This window comes from Pseudobutyrivibrio sp. JW11, from assembly GCF_900115355.1.
GTDB classification, from domain to species: Bacteria; Bacillota; Clostridia; order Lachnospirales; family Lachnospiraceae; genus Pseudobutyrivibrio; species Pseudobutyrivibrio ruminis.
On the sequence record NZ_FOWB01000002.1, the window covers coordinates 65,397 to 87,650 of the forward strand.

General features: G+C 39.1%; 19 protein-coding genes. 17 read left to right on the top strand and 2 right to left on the bottom strand.

Annotation, left to right across the window (positions count from 1 at the left end):
- Positions 1 to 53: 53 nt before the first annotated feature.
- From BM102_RS02535 to BM102_RS02575, 9 genes are all read left to right on the top strand, one after another.
- Positions 54 to 3,863 (top strand): DNA topoisomerase III, encoded by a 3,810-nt coding sequence (locus BM102_RS02535; protein WP_177194884.1) that lies wholly within the window; start codon positions 54 to 56, stop codon positions 3,861 to 3,863.
- A gap of 24 nt (positions 3,864 to 3,887) precedes the next feature.
- A complete protein-coding gene (locus BM102_RS02540; protein WP_090478646.1) occupies positions 3,888 to 4,556 on the top strand; it encodes an acyltransferase in 669 nt (222 codons plus the stop codon).
- 95 nt (positions 4,557 to 4,651) lie between these two features.
- Positions 4,652 to 5,818 (top strand): SPFH domain-containing protein, encoded by a 1,167-nt coding sequence (locus tag BM102_RS02545; protein ID WP_090478648.1) that lies wholly within the window; start codon positions 4,652 to 4,654, stop codon positions 5,816 to 5,818.
- A gap of 15 nt (positions 5,819 to 5,833) precedes the next feature.
- Positions 5,834 to 7,486: an MFS transporter gene (locus tag BM102_RS02550; protein WP_090478651.1), complete on the top strand. Its 1,653-nt coding sequence runs from the start codon at positions 5,834 to 5,836 to the stop codon at positions 7,484 to 7,486.
- Positions 7,473 to 8,228 carry a TPM domain-containing protein gene (locus BM102_RS14235; RefSeq protein WP_090478654.1) on the top strand — a complete coding sequence of 252 codons (756 nt, stop codon included), beginning with the start codon at positions 7,473 to 7,475 and terminating at the stop codon, positions 8,226 to 8,228. The genes BM102_RS02550 and BM102_RS14235 overlap by 14 nt, the downstream gene beginning before the upstream one ends.
- Positions 8,229 to 8,387: 159 nt before the next feature.
- A complete protein-coding gene (locus BM102_RS02560; protein WP_033154250.1) occupies positions 8,388 to 9,080 on the top strand; it encodes an iron-sulfur cluster assembly scaffold protein in 693 nt (230 codons plus the stop codon).
- A gap of 21 nt (positions 9,081 to 9,101) precedes the next feature.
- The gene (locus BM102_RS02565; protein ID WP_074789019.1) at positions 9,102 to 10,112 is read left to right on the top strand and encodes a GGGtGRT protein; all 1,011 of its coding nucleotides are present in this window, start codon (positions 9,102 to 9,104) and stop codon (positions 10,110 to 10,112) included.
- Between the two features lie 151 nt (positions 10,113 to 10,263).
- A complete protein-coding gene (locus BM102_RS02570) occupies positions 10,264 to 11,523 on the top strand; it encodes a methyl-accepting chemotaxis protein (RefSeq protein WP_090478658.1) in 1,260 nt (419 codons plus the stop codon).
- Between the two features lie 110 nt (positions 11,524 to 11,633).
- Complete coding sequence (locus BM102_RS02575) at positions 11,634 to 12,611, top strand: aldolase catalytic domain-containing protein (protein ID WP_090478660.1); 978 nt, start codon at positions 11,634 to 11,636, stop codon at positions 12,609 to 12,611.
- On the opposite strand, the gene BM102_RS02580 is transcribed toward BM102_RS02575, so the two are convergent.
- Positions 12,608 to 13,762 carry a glycosyltransferase gene (locus tag BM102_RS02580; protein WP_090478663.1) on the bottom strand — a complete coding sequence of 385 codons (1,155 nt, stop codon included), beginning with the start codon at positions 13,760 to 13,762 and terminating at the stop codon, positions 12,608 to 12,610. The two genes, BM102_RS02575 and BM102_RS02580, sit on opposite strands and share 4 nt — an antisense overlap.
- 89 nt (positions 13,763 to 13,851) lie before the next feature.
- Between BM102_RS02580 and BM102_RS02585 the strand changes: the two genes are divergently transcribed.
- The 3 genes from BM102_RS02585 (at position 13,852) to ilvC (ending at position 16,170) form a co-directional block, all read left to right on the top strand.
- Entirely contained in the window at positions 13,852 to 14,508 is a 657-nt protein-coding gene (locus BM102_RS02585) for a 4'-phosphopantetheinyl transferase family protein (protein ID WP_090478666.1), read from the top strand.
- Between the two features lie 119 nt (positions 14,509 to 14,627).
- Positions 14,628 to 15,128: an acetolactate synthase small subunit gene (gene ilvN, locus BM102_RS02590; protein WP_044934754.1), complete on the top strand. Its 501-nt coding sequence runs from the start codon at positions 14,628 to 14,630 to the stop codon at positions 15,126 to 15,128.
- 13 nt (positions 15,129 to 15,141) lie between these two features.
- The gene (gene ilvC, locus BM102_RS02595; RefSeq protein WP_028236037.1) at positions 15,142 to 16,170 is read left to right on the top strand and encodes a ketol-acid reductoisomerase; all 1,029 of its coding nucleotides are present in this window, start codon (positions 15,142 to 15,144) and stop codon (positions 16,168 to 16,170) included.
- Between the two features lie 22 nt (positions 16,171 to 16,192).
- Here ilvC and BM102_RS02600 read toward each other — a convergent pair whose 3' ends face one another.
- Entirely contained in the window at positions 16,193 to 17,002 is an 810-nt protein-coding gene (locus tag BM102_RS02600; protein ID WP_090478669.1) for a hypothetical protein, read from the bottom strand.
- A 78-nt stretch (positions 17,003 to 17,080) separates the two neighbouring features.
- Here BM102_RS02600 and BM102_RS02605 point away from each other — a divergent pair, with 78 nt between their 5' ends.
- From BM102_RS02605 to mmsB, 5 genes are all read left to right on the top strand, one after another.
- The gene (locus BM102_RS02605) at positions 17,081 to 17,812 is read left to right on the top strand and encodes an AzlC family ABC transporter permease (RefSeq protein ID WP_074789013.1); all 732 of its coding nucleotides are present in this window, start codon (positions 17,081 to 17,083) and stop codon (positions 17,810 to 17,812) included.
- Positions 17,805 to 18,110, top strand: coding sequence for an AzlD domain-containing protein (locus BM102_RS02610; protein WP_090478672.1), 306 nt, complete (start codon positions 17,805 to 17,807; stop codon positions 18,108 to 18,110). The genes BM102_RS02605 and BM102_RS02610 overlap by 8 nt, the downstream gene beginning before the upstream one ends.
- Before the next feature lie 174 nt (positions 18,111 to 18,284).
- Positions 18,285 to 19,424 carry a multiple monosaccharide ABC transporter substrate-binding protein gene (chvE, locus tag BM102_RS02615; protein WP_090478673.1) on the top strand — a complete coding sequence of 380 codons (1,140 nt, stop codon included), beginning with the start codon at positions 18,285 to 18,287 and terminating at the stop codon, positions 19,422 to 19,424.
- Positions 19,425 to 19,492: 68 nt separating this feature from the next.
- Positions 19,493 to 21,055, top strand: coding sequence for a multiple monosaccharide ABC transporter ATP-binding protein (gene mmsA, locus BM102_RS02620; protein WP_090478675.1), 1,563 nt, complete (start codon positions 19,493 to 19,495; stop codon positions 21,053 to 21,055).
- On the top strand, positions 21,045 to 22,211 hold the full coding sequence (mmsB, locus tag BM102_RS02625) for a multiple monosaccharide ABC transporter permease (protein ID WP_081821942.1): 1,167 nt from the start codon (positions 21,045 to 21,047) through the stop codon (positions 22,209 to 22,211). Before mmsA ends, mmsB begins: the two co-directional genes overlap by 11 nt.
- Positions 22,212 to 22,254: the final 43 nt, after the last annotated feature.

Genomic DNA, 22,254 nt, shown 5'->3' on the forward strand with positions numbered 1-22,254 from the left:
GGGCTCTAAATATTATTAAAACTAAAATTAATTTTTACAAGGGAGTAATAAGTTTGGGCAAAAAATTGATTATCACTGAGAAACCATCTGTTGCAAGAGACTTTGCAAGAGTGCTGAAGGTTTCCGGAAATCAAAACGGATTTATTGAGAATAATGAATATGTCATTAGCTGGTGCTATGGCCATTTGGTTCAGATGGTTTATCCAGAGGAGTATGACATTAAATATAAAAACTGGAATCTTGAGGATTTGCCATTTTTGCCTACTGAGTACAAGTATGGTGTTGTTGAATCTGCAAAGGACCAATACAAAGTAGTTAATGGCCTTTTGCACAGAGAGGATATTGATACTGTATATTGGGCAGGTGACTCGGGAAAAGAAGGACAGACAATTGAGGAAAACATCCGTAATTATGGTGGAGTTCGTGATGGCATGACAGAGCTTCGTGTTTGGATTGATTCACAGACTGATGATGAAATCCTGCGCGGTATTAATGAAGCAAAGCCAATGAGCGATTACGCAAAGCTCGGTGCTTCTGGTATTATGCGTACCATCGAGGATTACAGTCTTGGTATTAATTTTTCCCGTGCTTTATCTGTTAAATACGGCCGTTTGATAAACGATGCGGCAGCTACCACAAGCTATGCAGCAATTGCTATTGGTCGAGTTATGACTTGTGTGCTTGGTATGGTAGTTGAGAGAGAAAGAGAGATTCGTAATTTCAACGAGGATCCTTTTTTCAAAGTAGTTGGTAAGTTCTCAGATGTTAATTTCCCTGCTGAGTGGAAAGCTGTTGACGGATCTAAGTATTTTGAATCTCCTTTGTTGTATGGCGACAAGGGCAACGGCTTTAAAACAAAGGATAGCGCTCAAAAGTTAATAGACGATTTAACAAATGCAGAATCCCGGGTTTCAGATAAGGAAACAGGTATTTCGAAGAAAAAAGCACCTTTGCTTTTCAACCTGGCTGAGCTTCAATCGGAGTGCTCTAAGCGCTTCAAGATTTCTCCGGCTCAAACCCTTGATATTATTCAGGAGCTTTACGAGAAAAAGTACACCACATATCCTCGTACAGACGCCAGAGTTCTTACAACAGCAGTTGCAAAGGAAATCAATAAAAACCTTAACAAGCTTCAGTCTTACGGACCTACTGCAAAGTATGTTCATGAGATTCTTGCAGATAGAAAATACATCGGCATTGAAAAGACAAGCTATACAGACGATAGCAAGGTTACTGACCACTATGCGATTATTCCTACCGGTCAATGCAATGGAATAGAAAACCTTTCCCCTCTTAGTCAAAAGGTTTACGAGCTTATTGTTCGTCGTTTCCTTTCTATTTTCTATCCGCCTGCAGAATACAAAAATGTAAAAATCACAGTTAAGATAGATTCTGAATGCTTCTTTGCAGGCTCTAAATTATTAGTGAAGCCTGGTTATCTGGAAATAGCCGGCATTCCTAAGAATAAAAAGGATGATGCAGGCGAATCTGACGATGAGAACGAAGATGCAGAGGATGATTTCTCTAAAGAGAAGTTTGCTGCCTTTGTAGAGCAGGTAAACATCGGAGATTCCATCAATGTAAATGGCTTCGAGTTAAAGGAAGGAAAGACTTCTCCACCTAAGAGATACACATCTGGTTCCTTGATTCTTGCAATGGAAAATGCAGGAAAGCTTATTGAGGACGAGGAGCTTCGAGAGCAGATTAAGACTACTGGTATTGGAACATCTGCTACACGAGGCGAAATACTTGAAAAGCTTGTTCGAATTGGATATCTCAATCAAAACAACAAGACTCAGGTCATCACACCTGAACGCTTGGGTGAGATGATTTATGAGGTAGTTCTTTTGACTACACCATCTCTTTTAAAGCCAGAGCAGACTGCCAACTGGGAAAAGGGATTGGAAGGAATTATTAATGGTTCTGTAGAGTTCGATGATTATCGTAAAGAGCTTGAGGACTATATCCGTACTGAAACAAAGAGCATGATAGATTCCGACCTGACTCAGACTATCGCTCTTAATATTAATCAATTCACAGGTAAGGATTCTAAGGGCCTTGCTACTAGAAAGCCTCTTGGAATTAATTGCCCTGCCTGCGGTGGTGAGCTTACTACAACATCCTTTGGATATGGCTGCAGTAATTACACTAACGATGAAATTAAATGTAGATTTAGTATCGGCCAGATTGCCGGAGTAGACTTGCCAGAGGAGCAATTTAGAAAGCTTATCCTTGAAGGCAAGACAGATTTAATAGAAGGATTTAAGAGTAAGTCAAACAAGCCTTTCAAATCTGTGCTTAAGCTAGGCAAAAACGAAGATGGTGAATTCAACGTTAGCTTTGATTTCTCTGAAACACCTACTGAGTATGTTGAGGATTTGAAATGTCCTGTTTGTGGTGGAAGAATTGCAAAGACTGGTTACGGCTTCGCATGCGAGCACCGTTTCCAGGAGGAGAACCAGTGCTATTTCTCTGTTGGTGAAATCGCTGGCAGAAAGATTTCACTGGAAGAACTTACAACTCTTCTTAATAATGGAATCACTGATGTGCTTACTGGTTTCAAGTCAAAGACTAATCAGAAGTTCAGCGCTAAGATTCAATTAAAAGAAAACGAAGAGGGCAAGAAGGTACTTAGCTTTAACTTTGATGGAATTGAGGCTGAAAAGCTTCCAGATGTTAAATGTCCTGATTGTGGAGGAGATATTCTTGTTCGTCCTAGCGGATATGGCTGTGCTAACTTTAATGCCCAGGATGAAAACTCATGTAAGTTCTATATAGGAAAGACAATTGCAGGAAAGAATATCAGCTCGCAGGTTGTTACCGAGATTCTTAAAGAAGGAAAGTCAGATACACTTAGAGGCTTTAAGGGCAAGACTGGAAAGAAGTTTGACGCAAGGCTTGTTCTTAAAAAGAATGAGGAGACAGGTCGTACAGAGCTTGTATTTGATTTCGATGATGTGGCTCCTAACTATTTGGCAGATGTGGTTTGTCCTGATTGCGGCAATAAAATCATAAAGACAAACTTCGGTTTCGCTTGTGAAAAGTACTTTGATAAAGAGAATAAATGTAATTTTGTTATAGGAGAGATTGCTTCTAAAAAGATTGGCGATGGTGATGTGAAAGAGCTTCTTACAGAAGGACACACCAAAACTATTCGTGGCTTCAAAGGCAAATCAGGTAAGAAGTTTGATGCCTGCCTTGTCCTTAAGAAAAACGAAGAAGGCAAATCAGAGGTAACCTTTGATTTTGACAATGTAGAAGCAAAGGATATTAAGGACGTTGTTTGTCCAATGTGTGGAGGCAAGGTTGTTGTCACACCATTTGGTTACGGATGCAGCAATTACAAAAAGGATGATCCTGAGAATTCATGCGGCTTTAATATTGGACAGATTGCTGGCGTTAAGCTTAAAGAAGCTCAGGTAAAGGAGCTTTTAAAGGATGGCATCACATCTACAATATCTGGATTCAAGTCCAAGAAGGGAACAAAGTTTGATGCGAAGCTTGCTTTAAACAAAGATGAGACAGGCAAAGTGTCAGGAATAAAGTTCGTATTCGAAGATGAAGAAAAGGTTATGGAAGGCTTAAAATGTCCTAAATGTGGCGAGCCTATTTTAAAGAATCACTTTGGCTATAGATGTAAGAACAACATCAGGGACAACGTAGACAGCTGTCAGTTCTATGTAGGCAAGGTCGCCGGCGTAGATATTCCAGAAGACCAATTCAAAAAGCTTATCCTGGAAAAGAAAACTGATGTTATATCTGGCTTTTTGAGTAAAAAAGGTTTATTCTTTGATGCGAGACTTAAGCTCAATGACGAATGTAGAACAGAGTTTGAGTTTGATAATTATTCAGATGCAAAGTAATTTACATACAAGAAAGGGAACATTATGGAACAGACAAAAATTAAATCTATGTATAATTTAGATGAAACTATCGCTAAAGACTTGTTTGATGGAAAGGAATATCCATGGGAGGTTCTTCCTGAGATTTCTGAGTTCATCAAAAAGCTTGGCTCAACTCTTGATCCTGAGAAGTTTGAGAAAAGAGGAGAGGATATTTGGGTAGCTAAGTCAGCTAAGGTTTTTGATTCTGCATATCTAAACGGACCTCTTATCATTGATGAGGATGCTGAGGTTCGTCAGTGCGCTTTTATTAGAGGTTCAGCTATCGTTGGAAAGAACTGCGTAGTAGGTAACTCTACAGAGCTTAAAAACGTTGTTCTTTTTAATAACGTACAGGTACCTCATTACAACTATGTTGGTGATTCAGTTCTTGGTTACAAGTCTCATATGGGGGCCGGTTCAATCACATCAAATGTAAAGCAGGATAAGACTCTTGTTGTTGTAAAATCACGCGATGGAGAGAAAATTGAAACAGGATTAAAGAAATTCGGAGCCATGCTTGGAGACAATGTAGAGGTTGGATGCAACTCAGTTCTTAACCCTGGTACAGTAGTTTGCCCTCGTTCAAATGTTTACCCACTTTCTTCTGTAAGAGGAGTTGTTGAGGCAGATAGCATTTTCAAAAGCCAGGACAACATCGTTAAGAAAAACTAAAAAATTGAAATTTTTTAAGACCCGTTCTTTAAAGAATGGGTCTTTTTTGTTAAACTAATTAAAGATTATTTTTTTTAGGGAGGATTTATAAAAAAATGGGACTTATTCAAGCAGTAAAAGGCTCAGTATCTGGTGAGCTTGCAAATCAGTGGAAAGAGTTATTCGTATCTGATTCAATGTCATCAGATGTACTTGTTAAGAGAGCTGTTCACAAGATGACAGGCCGCGGTACAAACACACAGGGAGATGTTGATGTTATTTCACATGGCTCTGCAATCATTGTAAACGAAGGTCAGTGTGCTCTTTTAGTTGATAGCGGAAGAATTATCGATGTTGCTGCAGAGGCGGGAGCATATGAATGGGAAGATAATGGTTCTGCTTCTATTTTTGCTGGTGACTTTATCGATGTATTTAAGGAATTCGGACGTAGATTTACATTCGGCGGCGAGAAGCCAGTTCAGCAGAGAGTTTATTTCGTTAATACAAAGGATATTGTTGGTTTGAAGTTCGGCACACCATCACCAATTCCTTTCAGAATTCTTGATAACAACATTGGATTAGATTTAGATACAACACTTAAGCTTAACGGTAACTACAGCATGAGAGTATCTGATCCTACTCAGCTTTATGTTAACCTTGCAGGCAACGTAAAGAACGAATACACAGTTGACGATATTCAGGATCAGCTTCGTGCTACATTTATCCAGGCACTTCAGCCAGCACTTGGCAAGCTTACAGCACTTGGTGTTAGACCTTCAGGTATTCCATCTTATACAAAGGAAATATCTGAGGCTATGAGCGATGAGCTTGATCAGGAATGGACAGATAAGTACGGTCTTGCAATTACATCTGTTCAGATTCTTACAACAGTTATTCCTGACAAGGATGCTGATTTACTTAGAGAACTTCAGAAGTCTGGTGCACTTCGTTCACAGGCTATGGCAGGTGCAACACTTGTACAGGCTCAGGCAGAGGCAATGAAGACAGCAGCCGGCAATGCAAACGGTGCAGCTATGGGATTCTTTGGTATGAACATGGCTATGCAGGCAGGTGGTGCAAATGCAGCTGATTTATTAAATGCAGGTGCTGCAGGTATGGCAGCAGGACAGCAGTTTGCTGGACAGCCAGGTCAGCCAGCACAGCCTCAGGTGACTCCAGGTCAGGACGCAGCTGCAGCACAGCCAGGTAGATGGTTCTGTCCAAATTGTGGCAATGAAAACTACGGCAATTTCTGTGTAAATTGCGGAACTAAGAGACCATAGGAAGGAAGTTGAAAAATGGCTACAATGTTCCCTTGCCCAAGTTGTGGAGGGCAACTGAAGTTTTCGCCAGAACGTATGCAAATGCTTTGTAGCTCTTGCGGTCAGTATACAGATCCAAGAGCGTACAAAGGTAATGATATTGAAAATGAGGCAGGTATAAATACTACTATTTATACCTGTCCTAATTGTGCTGGGGAAATTCAGGTAATAGATAACGATGGTATGGAGTTTTGTCCATACTGCGGTACTCAGACTACTATGCAGGAGCACTTTTCTAAAAGTGGTGTTCCTAAATATATTCTTCCTTTTAATCTCACAAAAAAGGAAGCTCGTGAAAAATATCTAGAGGAAGTTAAACATATTCATTTTGTCCCTGATGGATTAAATATCGATGACAATATTGATAAGCTTGTTGGACTTTATACTCCATATTATCTCTATGATTATTCGTCAGATGGTGATGTTTCATTTGTTGGTAAAAAAACATCTACAAGTGGAGATTATGAAGTTACAAAAGAAACCCAGTTTAATGTTAGAGTTGATGTGGATGATATGAAGGTTCCATTTGATGCATCACAGACATTCGACGACAATGTTTCTGGCTCCATCAATCCATTTCCACTTAAAGAATTGGAAAAGTTTAATCCAAACTTTTTAGCAGGATTTTTCGTTGAAAATTCTACTGTTGATAAGGAAATCTATGTTGAGGATGCATTAGAGGAAGCTCAGAACTCACTTTGTAACAAAGTTAAAGCTAAAGCAGATGGATATGATTTGACTAGCAGAGAAGATGAACGAATTCATAATGATGTTGCTTCGAAGCTACAGTATAAGGGATGCGAAGGAGCATATCTTCCTGTCTATTTCATGACTACACGTAATTACGATAGAGTTTCATATTCTGTAATCAATGGCGCTTCAGGTGCTGTTTATTCGGATATGCCTATCGATAAGCGAAAGATGTATGCTGCAGCTATAGGTGCATCATTTGCTATTTTTGCTGTTCTTTTTGTGCTCAGTTTAACCTTTAGCTTTACTTATCGCATAAAGAATCTTTGCGGGTTTGCTGCACTTGTTTCTTCATTTATAGCTTACTATGGTGCAAAGATTGCAGATGGTGTCTATAGACGTGACAATCATCTTGATGATAAGGGTTATTTTGGCAGCAAAGATGTTGTTACCAGCAAAAATATTAAGCCAATTAAAAAGAAAGCGAAAAAGAAGATTACTAAATCGTCAACAAAGGCAGCACTATCCGGCGCTGGTGCCGTTGTCTTATTTTTGATTTTAAAGGGCGGATATGCATTTATCATAGCAGGTATACTTTATGTTATTGAGAATGGTAGAGCTGTTTCAAATGTTCTTAATGTTATTCTGATGTTAGCGATGTATATTTCTAGTTTTGTATTCATTTTTAAAGGCTTTAATGTAGTTAAAAAGGGACAGAAGACAGTTCTTATGCTTGGAACTTTTGGATGGATTGCTGCAATTCTTATAAGAATAATCAACCTTCCAAACGACATAATCTATTACATAGCTTTAGCTATAGTGTTTGCAATTATCGTATTTACCATTGACTGTACTGTTAGAGAGTACAACAGACTTGCAACACGTCCATCACCACAGTTTTTGAAGAAGGGAGGTAAGCTTGAAAATGCGAAAGGCTAAATATTTTATATTCTTATTCGTTGTATGTCTCTTACTTCCAATTCGTGCTGAGGCTAAATCAAATGTAACTATTATCGATGATGCTTATTTGCTTAGCGATGATGAATATGATGAGCTTGAAGAATATCTGGATTCTTTGGATAGTAGCTACAATTATGTGGTTGCTACTACAGATGAGTCTAATTATGGGCAAGATGAAGATTCTATTCTTTTTGATTTCTATACTGAAAATTACAACTCAAGAGAGGATGGAGTCGCTTTCTTGATTGATATGTACCATCGAGAGTTATATTTATCAGGATATGGAAAGGCTCAATACGAGATAAAAAGTGCAGATGCATATGATATTACAGATAATGTTTATAGATATGCGTCAAATGAAGAGTACTACGAATGCATTTATTCTGTTTTTGAGCAGTGCAATACATTGATTAATGATGGAATGATCCTTAGACCAATGAGACTTATAGTTACAGCTCTAGTTTCTATAATTCTTGGATTCTTACTTGTATTCTTGAAAGCAGTAAGAGAGAGAGCAAGGGTTCAGACATTTACTCCTGCAGAATTGCTTCTAATAGGAGCTTCCATTGCAGGAACATCTACTGTATTAAATACAACTCGTAGAAAAATTGCATCAGCTGGAAGCTCATACCACGGTGGTGGCGGTGGATTTTCTGGCGGTGGCGGCGGTTTTTCCGGCGGTGGTGGCGGTGGCCACTCAGGTGGAGGTCACAGCTTCTAAATATTTAGATAATATTTTAACGAAAATACAAAAGAATACTTTACTAAAGCCACAGAAAGTGAGAAAATGTAATCAATAACGCGTTTCTATGCGTTTATATAATTAGGTCATTAATGTAGGTAGCAGTATATTAATGGAATTATAGAAAGGAGTTCTACAATGATTTACACAAAAGAAGTAGAAAACATGTGTCCTGTAGCAAAGGGCGCAAAGCATGAACCAGCTCCTATCCCTGAAGAGGGAAAATGGGTACACGCTAAGCAGATTTCTGATATTAGCGGTTTCACACACGGTGTTGGCTGGTGTGCTCCACAGCAGGGTGCCTGCAAATTATCTTTAAATGTTAAGAATGGTGTTATCGAGGAAGCACTTGTTGAGACAATTGGTTGCTCAGGTATGACACATTCAGCAGCTATGGCTGCAGAGATTCTTCAGGGAAAGACAATCCTTGAGGCTCTTAATACAGACCTTGTTTGCGACGCTATCAACACAGCTATGAGAGAGCTTTTCCTTCAGATCGTTTACGGACGTACACAGTCTGCATTCTCTGATGACGGACTTGCAATCGGTGCTGGTCTTGAGGATCTTGGAAAGGGTCTTCGTTCACAGGTTGGTACAATGTACGCAACAAAGGAAAAGGGTGTTCGTTACCTTGAAATGGCTGAAGGCTATGTAACAGGTATCGCACTTGATGATGATAACGAAGTTATCGGATATCAGTTTGTTTCTCTTGGAAAGATGACAGACTTCATTAAGAAGGGTGATGATCCTAACACAGCATGGGAAAAGGCAAAGGGCCAGTACGGTCGTGTTGACGATGCTGCTAAGATTATCGATCCACGTCAGGAATAATATAGGAAAGGAGAAACAAAAATGGCTTTATTTGAATCATATGAGAGAAGAATTGATCAGATTAACGCAGTTCTTAATAAGTATGGTATCAGCTCAATCGAAGAAGCTGAGAAGATTACTAAGGACGCAGGTCTTGATGTATACGAGCAGGTAAAGAAGATTCAGCCTATCTGCTTCGAGAACGCTTGCTGGGCTTACACTGTAGGTGCTGCAATCGCTATTAAGAAGAATTGCCGCAAGGCTGCTGATGCAGCTGCAGCAATCGGAGAGGGACTTCAGTCTTTCTGTATTCCAGGTTCTGTTGCTGATCACCGTAAGGTAGGTCTTGGACATGGTAACCTTGGAAAGATGCTCCTTGAGGAGGAGACAGAGTGCTTCTGTTTCTTAGCAGGTCACGAGTCATTCGCTGCTGCTGAAGGTGCTATCGGTATCGCTGAGAAGGCTAACAAGGTTCGTCAGAAGCCTCTTAGAGTAATCCTTAACGGTCTTGGAAAGGATGCTGCTCAGATTATTTCTCGTATCAATGGTTTCACATTTGTTGAGACAAAGTACGATTACAAGGAAGCTAAGCTTAACATCGTATCAGAGAAGGCATACTCAAACGGTCTTCGTGCTACAGTTAAGTGCTACGGCGCTGATGATGTTCAGGAAGGTGTTGCTATCATGCATCATGAGAACGTAGGTGTATCTATCACAGGTAACTCTACAAACCCAACACGTTTCCAGCATCCAGTAGCTGGTACATACAAGAAGGAGTGCGTTGACCTCGGCAAGAAGTACTTCTCAGTTGCTTCAGGCGGTGGTACAGGACGTACACTTCACCCAGATAACATGGCAGCAGGTCCTGCTTCATACGGTATGACAGATACTCTTGGACGTATGCACTCAGATGCTCAGTTCGCTGGTTCATCTTCAGTTCCTGCACACGTTGAGATGATGGGTCTTATCGGTATGGGTAACAACCCAATGGTAGGTGCAACAGTTGCTGTTGCTGTTTCTGTAGAGGAAGCTGCTACTGCTGGTAAATTCTAATTAAGTCCTTGTTATATTCAAGAGCTCTTGGTTAATCCAAGAGCTCTTTTTTTATGAAATTTATCGTTCTTATCGGTTCCCTAAAGTATGGTAATAGTGTAAAATTAAATAGCTGTGCAAAATATTTATTACTACAAGATTGGGGGCAATAATGGAAACCAAAAGCAAGTTTATTCATTCTATTAAGTTTCAAAATATTCTCATGAGTGTTTTGATACTTTCTGCTTTAATTGCGGAGACTTTTATCGGGGGATATATAGTTATGACGATTGGTATTTTGCTTATTGCTGCCTCATTCATACTTACTCAGGTTAGAGTTAGTAAGAAAATCGTTAATATGTCCCAGGATATACAGGTAATTATTGACGATATTAATCAGGGAAAGGGAGATTTAACTACTCGAGTTGATGCGAAAAGCAAGACAGAGTTAGTTCTTATCGAAGATAAGGTCAATCATTTTTTATCTACCCTTCAAAATGTTATTAAGGATGTTAAGGTTGGAACTGATGTGCTTCAGTCATCATCTGAGAGCATGGTTGGCAAGATTCAGAGCGCTAGCAACAACGTTACTAACACATCTGCAGCTATGCAGGAGCTTGTTGCATCTATGGAGACAATCACATTCTCTACTGTTGAGTTAGAAGACAAGCTTCGAGTTGCTAAAAAGGCTACAGCAGCAATTAGCGAAGAGTCAGTAAACGGTTCAAATAAGGCAAACGAAATCAAAGTTCAGGCTGATGAAATTAAGCGAGAAGCTAACAGCAAGAAAGCCAGCACAGGTTCAAGAATTGAGGAGCTTTCATGTGTGCTTGAGGAATCTGTTAAAGAATCAGAGCAGGTTAATCAGATTAGCGATTTAACAAACGATATTCTTGATATTGCAAGCCAGACAAACTTACTTGCACTTAACGCTTCAATTGAGGCTGCCCGTGCTGGTGAAGCAGGTAGAGGCTTTGCAGTAGTAGCTGATGAAATCAGCAAGCTTGCTGCAAATTCTAGAGATACAGCTGGTAATATCCAGGATATTTCAGAAAAGGTTACTACAGCAGTTCAGGCTTTATCTGACAATGCTGTTCAGGTAATCCAGTTTATCAATGAAAATGTATTATGTGATTATGATGCATTTGTTGAGACAGGAGATAAGTTCGAGAGTATAGCTACTGTAATTGAAGACTTACTTGGAGCATTTTCTGAGAAGACTAACAATCTTAATACCATTATGGACGATATGTCAGCAAAGATTCTTACTATTGGTGACTCAATTCAGGAAAGTTCAATGGCTATCAATACTTCTGCAACAGCCACAACAGATATTGTTGGGGAAATCCAGGGAATTAATGCTGCTATGGATCAAAGCAATATTGTTACAAAGCAGCTTAATGAAAGCACAATGCAGTTTGAAGTAGTATAAATTTACAGCCTATTGTAGTGATAATCTGCAATAGGCTTGTTTTTTTGGTCAGATACGTTTATAATTTACTTTACCACTTTTAATCACTAAAGTAACTGGAGGATAGACAGATGAAAAAGGAAATTTCAAAGCTTTTAGAAGTAAGGGAAAGCGTACGAGTAGTGGATGCTACACTTCGCGATGGAGGTTTGGTAAATGATTTTTATTTTACAGATGAATTTGCTAAAGCTCTTTATCTTACAAATGTAAAGGCTGGAGTCGACTATATGGAAATGGGCTATCGTGCTGATAAAGAGCAGTTTGATGAGAATTCTTTTGGCCCATGGAAGTTTTCATCTGATGAGTATATTAGAAAGATTGTTGGGGACAACAATACTGATTTGAAGCTTGCAATCATGGCGGATGTTGGCCGTTGCAATTACAAGGAGGATATTCATCCAAAGGCAGAAAGTCCTGTGGATCTTATTCGTGTTGCAACATATCTTCATCAGCTCCCAGGTGCGGTTGAGATGATTGAGGACGCATATAAGAAAGGCTATGAGACTACATGTAATATTATGGCTATTTCAACAGCTTCTATGGAGGATATTAAGTCTGCACTTGATATTGTATGTCAGACACCTATTTCATGTATTTATATTGTTGATAGCTATGGTTCATTATATCCAGAGCAGACAGAGCGAATTGCTGATATGTACTATGAAATTGCGTCTAAGTATGGCAAAAAGGTGGGAATGCACGCTCACGACAACCAGAAGCTTGCTTTCGCAAATACGATAGAAGCTGTCGGCGACAATGTAGATTTCTTGGATGCCACATACTGCAGCATGGGACGTGGCGCGGGAAATTGCGCTATGGAGCTTCTTCTTGGATTCCTGAAGAACCCTAAATACAAGGAAAGATATGCTATCAAGTTTGTAGAGGACTATATGCTACCATTAAAGGAGCAGGGGGTTGTTTGGGGATACGATATGCAGTATCTTACAACAGGCCTATTAAATCAGCATCCTAGAACAGCTATCCAATTTACAAAAGAAGGTAGAAAGGATTACTTCGCTTTCTACCAGGAAATGCTTAATTTAGATTAAAGATTATTTAAAATTAATTTTGCAATATTAGCCCAGGTGTGATTCGCATTTGCGATACTAAATCCACCTTGGGCTATTTTTTTTAGCTCATCAGGCTTATCCAAATGACTATCTACCATAGAGGGAATATCATCCATATGATTCAAATCATAGAATAGTATATTTTTGTCATGCTGATATTCTGAAAGCAACAAAGTAGTAGGGTCGGTGAGAGAAACAGCACCGTTTAGCTGGCCTGAGAATACTCGGTCGTGACTGCCTGCTTTGAAATTTGGCATGATATTTACTGATATTTTAGCCTTGGAAAAAACTGTAAATGTAAGATTGAATGGAATCTCTCGATGGAGAGTGGCATGTTTTAAATCTAATTCTTCCCAAAGTGCACCAAAAATATGGAAGTTATGACTGCATTTATCCAGCTCTAACACAAGATTCTTTCTGTTTATGCAGCGCACATAAGCATCTGCCAGATAGAAAGACTGAGTGTGTAAAGGAAGGTCGGAATTAATATAGTCGTAGATTTCGTTTTTGGCCAGAGTTTCAACAGCGTTCTCTATTGTAAGGGTACTGTCTGCAAGCATCATATCAATCAATTCGTATACGTTTTGTGCAAGGAAATCTGGAATCTTATGAATGGCAGCTTCAAGCCTGGTAGGGTCCGTATAAGTGCCGGATAAAAGAATATCGTATGGGCGCTCATTATAACCATCCCAGTTGATGGCTTCATTTCCGAAGGCTAATTCGCCAGTCATTGGTGTGACAGTAACTGATTTGATATGAGGATAGTATTTTAGAATGTAGTCTCGGTGCTTTGCATCTAGGCAGACTACATTGAAATTGCTAAGCTTATGTTTTAATGAATCATGATGATATAGAGGGTGGTCTAAAATAACATCAAAAAAAGGCGCATCTACATGATCTAGAAAATATGAATCGTCATCCATAAGTGCACGAGGCAAATCGGAATTGAAATCGATAAGTGCATCGTATTTTGTTCCTACATAGTTTTCTAAATCGTCTAAGGCGTCTTCGTCTACTTTAAAATATTCTACTGTATGTCCCATATCGGTGAGTGCTTTGCCTAAAGCGTCCCCGAAGTAAAGATAGGAATTATAGCATACAGTTTTCATCTCAAAAATTAAGAATTTCATATAGCCCCCTATAAGAATAGTTCACAAATATTTTATCATATTTAATTTCCACTATGTTATACTTTATGTAAACGTTAAAGGGGGAGAATATGATTAAAGCAGCAGCATATAATTGTGAGCCATTACAAAATCCGTTCATATTTGATGAAGTGTACAGCATGATCAGTCCCCAAAGACGAGAACATGTTGACGAGGCTAAGACCTTAAAGGGCAAATGTGAGAGATTAGGCGCTGCCCATCTTTTAGAAAAACTTCTATGGGAAAATCACATTGAAAGACCATATGTCTATTCATCAACTTCTCAAGGAAAACCCATTTTTATACAGCCGAAAAACGTAGATTTTAGTATTTCGCATTCTAATTTTTTTGCAGTAGCGGCAATTTCAGATAAGCCTGTTGGAATTGATGTTGAGCGAATACGTCCATACGATAGAGATTTAGTTGAACGCTTTTTTACGAAGGCTGATTTAGAGTACCTGGAATCATTAAAGAAAACCGAGGTAAACAAAAAATTTACTGAGGTTTGGACATTTAAAGAGGCTACCTGCAAGATGATGGACCGACCACTAATGCAGGTCCTTCAATGGGTTGATTTCAGTGAGTACTGTGATTTTGAAAAGGGAAGTACTTACTGGACAAAACAGGGATTTGAGTTCAGAGATTTTTATATTACTTTATGTTACGAAGATAAGAGACAACCAATTCAAATGGGACTCTATAACCCATACGATGGAAAGTATTACTAAATTTACTAAATTCTGAAATCTTTTTGGTTGACATATAAATTGTTTGTGATAGAATTTGTAATAGTTTCGTACTTCAAAGCATTAAAGTGCAAACGAGATTATATTTTTAGGAGAGCATTATGGAGTCTAAAAAAGTTCTTTCTATTTTAGTAGAAAACACACCAGGTCTTACAAGCCGCATTTCAGGCTTATTTTCAAGAAGAGGATACAATATCGACAGTTTCTCAGCGGGTGTCACTGCTGATCCTAGATATACACGTGTGACTATTGTTACACATGGCGATGAAATGATATTGGAACAGATTGAAAAGCAGGTGTCAAAACTTACAGAGGTTGTTGATCTCAAGGTTTTGGAGCATGGTAGCTCAGTAAAAAGAGAGCTTATGCTTGTTAAGATTTCTGTTAGAAATGACGAGAGACAGGATGTTCTCACAATCGTTGAGATTTTCAAGGGAAAGGTTGTAGATGTTACTCATGATTCTATGATTCTTGAGCTTACAGGCAACCAAGACAAATTGGAAGCATTTTTAGATATGCTTGGAGACTACGACATCTTAGAGCTCGCTCGTACCGGTCTTACTGGTCTTAGCCGCGGCTCAGAGGATGTAGTTATATTATAAGGAGGATAAAAGAATGTCACAGGAAGCAAAGATTTATTACCAAGAAGATTGTAATCTCTCATTATTGAAGGGTAAGACAATAGCTATTATTGGTTATGGTAGCCAGGGTCACGCACACGCTCTTAACCTTAAGGAAAGCGGATGCGACGTCATTATTGGTCTTTACGAAGGTTCAAAGTCTTGGGCAAAGGCTGAGAAGCAGGGCCTTACAGTATATACAGCAGCAGAGGCTGCAAAGAAAGCTGATATCATTATGATTCTTATCAACGATGAGAAGCAGGCTGATATGTACAAGGCTGATATCGAGCCAAACCTTGAGGCTGGCAACATGCTTATGTTTGCTCATGGTTTCAACATTCACTTTGGTTGCATCAAGCCACCAGCAGATGTTGATGTTACTATGATTGCACCTAAGGCTCCAGGTCACACAGTACGTTCTGAGTACCAGGCAGGTAAGGGAACTCCTTGTCTTGTTGCTGTATATCAGGATGCTACAGGAAAGGCTCTTGATCTTGCACTTGCTTATGGTGCTGGTATCGGTGGAGCTCGTGCTGGTATTCTTGAGACAACATTCAGAACAGAGACAGAGACAGACCTCTTTGGTGAGCAGGCAGTACTTTGTGGTGGTGTTTGTGCTCTTATGCAGGCTGGTTTCGAGACTCTTGTTGAGGCTGGATACGATCCAAGAAATGCATACTTCGAGTGTGTACACGAAATGAAGCTTATCGTTGATCTTATCTACCAGTCAGGCTTTGCTGGAATGAGATATTCTATTTCAAATACAGCTGAGTACGGTGATTATATCACTGGACCAAAGATTGTTACAGAAGATACAAAGAAGGCAATGAAGCAGATCCTTTCTGATATTCAGGATGGTACATTTGCTAAGGAATTCCTTCTTGATATGTCACCAGCTGGTCGCCAGGTTCACTTCCAGGCAATGAGAAAGCTTGCTGCTGAGCATCCAGCAGAAAAAGTTGGTGAGCAGATTCGTAGCCTTTACTCATGGAACAATGAGGAAGACAAGTTCATCAACAACTAATATAAAAAATAAACCGCGAGGCCTAAGCCTCGCGGAAGTTTTTATTATGAAAGAATTTATACAGATGAGATGATATCTTGATTTCAGTGTAGATGTCGGCATATTCACGAGGGGAATATTCAGATATAAAGTTGGTAGGAAAAGCTTTTTTCATACCGCGGGCTTTGCATAAATCTACAGCCTTGTTGTAAGCTATAGCAGCTTTTGCTTCGCTATTATAACGGCCGACTATAAAATCACCATTAAGATGAATCTTGGCTGCATAGATTACCTTTCCAGCCTTTTCCTCACGGTATACGCCGTGATATTTATTTACAACTATAATGTTTGAATATCTGAAATCAGTTTCGTCGCCATTGGCGAAGAGAAAGTCCTTACCTTTTACACTGTAAGGTTTGATGCCATAACGGCCAAGAATGTTGTATTGCATTCCGTAATCACTGACAAACATGTGGCCTCCGCGATACTGAATCTTATGACTTGAATAGTAGAAGAGGTCATCATTGTCGAATTTCAAGATAGTTGTTTTATCTAAATAATATAGAAAATAATTTCTCTGAAGATATATTGGAGTTTTAATATAAATATGGTTGTCTCTAAAATTAATTAGAGTGATGCACTTATCAAATGGAAGCTCTTTAATTTTGCTTTGCAAATTTAAGATAGTGATATCTTCATTTTTGATAATGCTCCAAGCCTCATTGTATGCTTTGTTGCATTTAGCTTCTGTAGAAAAGCTACCGATGCTGATGTGTTTTCCATTGTAAGTGATATTGCCACGATAATAGACTGTTCCGTCTTTTTTAGTGGCCTGATATACGCCAGGTTTCATATAAAATCCTCCTATGTATATTATTTTACACTTTTGAGAAGAAAAAAGTTTAAAAAATTGGTGAAATAAAGGGATAAAATGAATTTGAAAAAAACTAATTCTAATTTAACAGTTTTTAGAGAAGGAGTAAGAGATGGGGTTCCTATTGGATTAGGATATTTTGCTGTTGCATTTTCTCTTGGAATTTTGGCTAGAACAGCACATTTCACTCCATTGCAGGGGTTTATTAATTCCTTTTTAAATCGAGCTAGCGCAGGTGAATATGCCGTATATACGGTAGTTGCTGCTGGAGCGGGTTTTGTGGAAATGGCTATTATGACCTTGGTTGTCAATGCCAGATATCTACTGATGTCTACGGCCTTAAGTCAAAAGTTTGATCCTAAAACCCCTTTGATTCATAGAATGCTTGTGGGATTTAGTGTTACTGATGAAATATTTGCCATAACCATTAACAGACCTGGTTTTATCAATCCTATATATAATTATGGAGCTTGTGCTATAGCGGTTCCTTGCTGGGCTCTTGGTACTTCATGTGGGATTGTGGCAGGAGAGCTGATGCCTCTTAGAGTTGTCAGTGCATTTTCTGTTGCTTTGTATGGAATGTTTTTAGCTTGCATTATGCCGGAAGCCAGAAAGCACAGAATAGTGGCAGTGTTAATTATAATAAGCTTTGTTCTCAGCTATTTAGCATCTAGATTAGAAGTTTTTGCATCCATATCAGCTGGAACAAAAACTATTATTCTTACTGTTGTAATTGCTGCTGTAGCTGCAATACTATTTCCACATCCTATGGAGGAAGATGATGACTAGAACTTATATTTATATATTGGTGGCAGCACTTGTCAGTACGTTTATACGTATTTTGCCGGTGACAGTTTTTAGAAAACAAATTAAGAATCGATTCATTCGTTCGTTTTTATATTATGTTCCTTATGTGACTCTTGCAGTTATGACTTTTCCGGCTATCATCGATGCAACGCAGGTAAAGCTTGCTGGAATAATTGCATTGATTGTGGGAGTTGTAGCGGCTTGGTTTAATCAAAGCCTATTTAAAGTAGCAGCACTTTGTTGCGCGGTTGTATTTATAGCGGAATTGGTTTTGATATGATGTTTAACTGCAATAATCACAAAAAAGACTCTTAGGAGTCTTTTTTTATTGTGTAGAATTTTGATATTTTTAAATAGAATTTTATATTTTAAACAAAAAAGTGAACTGTTATTATTGATTCATAGTTAAAAACGACAACAAAGTTGTCAAGAAAACACAGGAGGAGAAGGTAAAATGAAAAAACGTGTTCTAGGTTTAATGATGACAGCCGCTCTTGCAATGGGGTTATTTGCAGGATGTGGCCCTGCAGACACAGGCGCTGATCCAGCTGCTACAACTGACACAGCAACAGAATCTTCTGATTCTTCTGCACCTGCAGCTTCAAACGGAAAGAGAGTTGCAGTTGCAATGCCTACTCAGTCTTCAGAGAGATGGATTAACGATGGTAGCAACATGAAAGAGAAGCTTGAGGCTCTCGGATATGAAGTTGATCTTCAGTATGCTGAGGATGACGTTCAGGCTCAGGTATCTCAGATTGAGAACATGATCGCTGCTGGCGCTGATTGCTTAGTAATCGCTGCAGTTGATTCATCAGCTCTTGTAAACGTAGAAGAGCAGGCTAAGGAAGCTGGTATTCCTATCATCGCTTATGACCGACTTCTTATGGACACAGACGCTGTAAGCTACTATGCAACATTCGATAACAAGGGTGTTGGTACAGCAATTGGTAAGTACATCGAAGAGGCAAAGGATTTGGCTAACACAGATGAGACTTACACAATCGAGTTCTTCATGGGATCTCCAGATGATAACAACGCTGTAATGCTTTACAACGGACTTATGGAAGTTCTTCAGCCATACCTTGATGACGGTACATTAGTATGTAAGTCAGGTAGAACATCATTTGATGATACATGTATCCTCAGATGGTCTCAGGAAACAGCACAGCAGAACTGTGAAAACTACTTAACAGGTTTCTATGCTGATGAAAAGCTTGATATCTGTGCAACAGCTTTTGATGGTTTTGCATATGGATGTAAGGCAGCTCTTGAAGGAGCAGGCTACACAGTTGGCGAAGATTGGCCACTTATCACAGGTCAGGATGCTGAGCTTATGGCTACAAAGAACATCATCGCTGGATCACAGACAATGTCAATCTACAAAGACACACGTCTTCTTGCTGACAAGTGCGTAACAATGGTTCAGGCAGTTCTTGAAGGCTCAGAGCCAGAAATCAACGACACAGAGCAGTACAACAATGGAAAGATTACAGTTCCTTCATACCTTTGCACACCAGTTGCAGTAGATAAGGACAACTACAAAGAAATCATTGTTGACGGTGGCTACTACACAGAGGAGCAGTTAGCTGAATAGTAATTAATGTATTAATTGTAGTGGCGGCTTAGTCTTAAGTCGCCATTACTTTTAAGAAGGAGAAGAATATGTCAGATTACATCTTGGAAATGAAGCATATTGTAAAAGAGTTTTCTGGAGTTAAAGCCCTTGATGATGTTAATCTGCAGGTTAAAAAGGGAGAGATTCATGCTCTTTGTGGGGAAAATGGTGCTGGAAAATCTACTCTGATGAATGTTTTATCAGGAGTTTATCCATACGGCTCATATGAGGGAGATGTTGAATATCACGGCGAAATCTGCAAATTCCATAACTTAAGAGATTCAGAGGCGAAAGGAATCGTTATTATCCATCAGGAGCTTGCTCTTAGCCCACTTCTTTCAATTGCTGAAAATGTTTTTCTAGGTAACGAACAGCTTAAAATGAAGGGCGTAATTGATTGGACAAAGACAAGACAAAAAGCCCAGGAAATGTTATCTAGAGTTGGTCTTGAAAATGAAAATGTCAATGCCCCAGTAAATTCACTTGGTGTTGGTAAACAGCAGCTTATTGAAATCGCAAAGGCAATGGCAAAAAAGGTTGAGCTTCTTATTTTGGACGAGCCTACAGCGGCTTTGAATGATGAGGAGTCAAAGAAGCTTCTTGATATCATGTTTGAATTAAAGAAGCAGGGGATTACATGTATTATTATTTCTCACAAATTGAACGAGATTAGCTATGTTGCTGATGCCGTTACAATTATCAGAGATGGTAAGACAATCGAAACACTTGTTAAGGGTGTAGATGATTTCTCTGAAGATAGAGTAATTAAGGCAATGGTTGGTCGTGAAATGACTAATCGTTATCCTGAAAGAGAAGGTGTCACTATTGGTGACACAATCTTTGAGGTTAAGAATTGGAATGTATATCATCCTGATGATCCAAATCGTCAGGTACTTAAGGACATTAATATCGAAGTTAAAGCTGGTGAGGTTGTTGGTCTGGCTGGTCTGATGGGAGCAGGCCGTACCGAATTTGCCATGAGTGTATTCGGTCATAGCTATGGTCAGAAAATCTCAGGAACTGTAAAAATAAATGGCAAAGAAGTCCATTTAAATACAGTCAAGGATGCTATTGATAACAAGCTTGCGTATGTAACTGAGGATAGAAAGACAAATGGTCTTATTCTTATTGGCGATATCAAGGAGAATATGACACTTGCTGCTCGTCCTAAGTTCTTCTCAAAGCATGGTGTTATTAATGGGAACGAGGAAATCCTTGCGGCTGAAGAATATAAAAAGAAAATTAACGTAAAATCGAATTCCATCAATCAGGTTGTTGGATCACTTTCAGGTGGTAACCAGCAGAAGGTTGTCCTTGCTAAATGGATGCTTACACAACCGGATGTATTGATTTTGGATGAGCCAACTCGTGGTATCGATGTTGGTGCTAAATACGAAATTTACTGTATTATCAACGATTTAGCAAAGGCTGGAAAAGCAGTCATTGTTATTTCTTCTGAAATGCCGGAAATCATTGGTACCTGTGACCGTATTTACGTTATCAATGAGGGCGAGATTGCGGGAGAGCTTTCTAGTGCAGAAGTATCTCAAGAAAAAATCATGCAGTGTGTAATGGCACATAATAGAAAGGATGATGGAAATGAAAAATAAAAAAGCTAGTCTTGATATGAAACAATACGGCATGTTCATTGCCCTTATTGTTATTTATTTGATATTTGCCATTCTTACTGGTGGCAAAAACCTTACACCAATGAACATCAACAACCTGGTTATGCAAAATGGTTACGTTGTTATCCTTGCAATCGGTATGTTGCTTTGCGTATTAACTGGTAACGTTGACCTTGGTGTTGGTTCTGTAGTTGCATTGTGTGGTGCCACAGCCGGTATCATGATGATGGACTACAAAATGAATATGTGGGTTGCAATTATTGCAGCACTTGCTATCGGTCTTTTAGTTGGTATGTTTGCTGGATTCTTCATTGCATATTTGAGCATCCCTCCATTTGTAGTTACCCTTGCTACAATGCTTATGGGTAGAGGATTAACATACACACTTTTACAGGCTCAGACAAAAGGTCCTCTTCCTTCAAATTACAACTTTATCGGTGCAGGCTTCCTTCCTACATACAAAATATTCTTTGGTGATGGTATCCTTGATTTAGTTTCAATAGCAGTTGCACTTATTGCTTCGGTTGCTCTTATTTGGAATGAAATCAGAGGAATCAAGACAAAGAAGAAATATAACTTTGTACTTACTCCTACATGGCAGACAGTAACTAAGCTTGTAATCGAGCTGTTTATCATTTGGTTCTTCTTCTATAAGCTTGCTCGTTACAACGGACTTCCATTTGTACTTCTTATCATGGTTGTTCTTATTGGAATCTATGCATTTGTTACAACAAAGACTGTTGCAGGTCGCCAGATTTATGCATTAGGTGGCAATAGAAAAGCAGCAAACCTTTCTGGTATCGATACAAATAAGGTATTCTTCTGGGTATACACAAACATGGGCGTTCTTGCAGCTATCGCAGGTATCGTTCTTTCAGCAAGAAACGGATCATCAACTCCAAAGGCTGGTGATGGTTTCGAGATGGATGCTATTGCATCTTGCTACATCGGTGGTGCTGCCGTAGCTGGTGGTTCTGGTTCTATCCTTGGTGCAGTTGTTGGTGCCTTCGTTATGGGTGTTCTTAACAACGGTATGTCACTTTTTGGATGGTCGACAGATATCCAGAAAATCGTAAAGGGTGCTGTACTTCTTGGCGCTGTTACTGTAGACGTTCTTTCTAAGCGTAAAAAGAACTAATACATTATTTCATAGACTAGGATAAAGCTGGTAGGCATCAAGC